Below are 1538 nucleotides of genomic sequence, written 5' to 3' on the forward strand. Positions count from 1 at the left end.
CTGTAAGTTTTGTTTTCTAATTCGACAATTTGTATTTTCGAATTTTTATTCAAGCTTACAGCGTGTGTCCTGCTCATGCAGGGCACACACACACGTTTTGCGCTATTGCGAATTTTGTGCAAGCCGGACGTTATTCTTCCGCAAGAAATAGTATCTTTAACAGAAAATAAGGAGTTTCGAAGCTCGCAACAGCGCAAAGCGCGGGAACGTTGGCAGAAATTTTAAAAACGAGAGGAGAATTCAATAATATAGAGAAACAGATGAAAAAATTACAATTTTTATTTTTACTATTAATTTTAAATAATGCAATTGCACAAAATATTAATTTAAACAAGGGCGAAACAGAAACTGAAAATTATTTAACCGAAGTGAATTTTGAATTTGTCAATGGAAAAATAATAATTCCAGTAGTGATTAATAATATTACCTACAGATTTTTATTAGATACAGGCGCATCGAACTTAATATCAAAAAAGTTGACTACAATATTAAACCCAAAATTTCAAAATAAAATAGAAGTAAGTGACGCTAATGAAAATAAAACATCGATGAATATTGTTGAATTACCAAACTTAACCATTGGAAACATTAACTTTAAGAATACTGTTGCTTTGTCATCTGATGATGAAAAAAATTTAGTCTTTGACTGTTTCAACATTGATGGTTTTATCGGAAGTAATTTACTACGAAATTCAATTATACAGATAGATATAAATAAAAAAATCTTAACAATAACAAACGACATTAAAAACTTCAAATTAGACAAAAGGAATAGTTCTAAATTACAACTTTTAGGAATTCAAAGTAGTCCCTATATTTGGGTTAAGTTAATTGGAACAAATTCAGGAAAAGAGCAAGTATTGTTAGACACAGGAATGAAAGGATTTTATTCCATTTCGAATAAACATTTTAATTTATTTGAAAAGGCTAAAATATTTGAAGTTAACGCAACAGGAAATGGAACTGAGAGCATTAGTCTTTTTGGTAACTCTATTTCGAGCAATCACACAAGATTATTATTACCAAAATTAAAGATAACAAATTCGAATTTTCTAAATATTACTACTTTAACAACTAATGACGATAACTCAAAAATTGGTATAGACTTGTTTGAAAAAGGAATAGGAACTATTGATTTTAAGAACAAAAGATTTTACTTTGATGAATATACAATTAATACAGATTTAACTGAAAAACAAATAGGTTTTTTACCAACAATCTTAAACAACAAGCTTTCAATTGGTATTGTATGGGATGAAAATTTAAAAAATATTATTTTTACAGGAGATGAAATAATTGCAATTAATAACATCAATTATGAGAATTATGCGATTTGTGATTTAATATCAAAAAAGTCAATTTTTAAAGATATTGTAATTGAAAAAATAACTATTAAAAATAAAGAAGGAGAAATAAAAGAGCTTAAAATATAAAAACTTCTGCCAATCGAGTAGACGGCTCCGCCAGTAACTGACGGAGTGCGCCTCTCACACCACCGAACGTACGGGTCACGTATTCGGCGGTTCGCAAAGAGATGG

General features: G+C 29.1%; 1 protein-coding gene. It reads left to right on the plus strand.

Annotated elements, in window-relative coordinates:
• The first annotated feature begins 209 nt into the window (after positions 1-209).
• On the plus strand, positions 210-1433 hold the full coding sequence (locus IWX83_RS17060; RefSeq protein WP_196831352.1) for a retropepsin-like aspartic protease: 1224 nt from the start codon (positions 210-212) through the stop codon (positions 1431-1433).
• Positions 1434-1538: the final 105 nt, after the last annotated feature.

The sequence above is a fragment of the Flavobacterium sp. CG_9.1 genome (assembly GCF_015751645.1).
Classification (GTDB): domain Bacteria; phylum Bacteroidota; class Bacteroidia; order Flavobacteriales; family Flavobacteriaceae; genus Flavobacterium; species Flavobacterium xanthum.